Consider the following 271-nt stretch of genomic DNA (forward strand, 5'->3'; position numbering starts at 1 on the left):
GGCCAGTGAGGTCATCAGGATGGGACGCAGACGCATGCGTGTCGCTTCCAGCGTCGCTTCCACCAGGCCTTTGCCCTCCTTCTCCATCAGATCCTTGGCGAATTCCACAATCAGGATGGCGTTCTTCGCCGACAGGCCAATGGTTGTCAGCAGGCCTACCACGAAGTAAACATCGTTGCTCAGACCGCGCAAGGTAGTGAAGATCAGCGCGCCGATAACGCCCAGCGGCACCACCAACATTACGGCGAACGGAATCGACCAGCTCTCATAG

The 271-nt window shown here is 57.9% G+C and carries 1 protein-coding gene; it reads right to left on the reverse strand.

The features are described from left to right. Nucleotides 1-271: efflux RND transporter permease subunit (locus tag V5P19_RS23615; RefSeq protein WP_334407977.1), on the reverse strand; the 271-nt coding region annotated here is incomplete at both ends.

It is taken from the genome of Enterobacter sp. UNJFSC 003 (assembly GCF_036903355.1).
In the GTDB taxonomy this organism is placed as follows: domain Bacteria; phylum Pseudomonadota; class Gammaproteobacteria; order Enterobacterales; family Enterobacteriaceae; genus Enterobacter.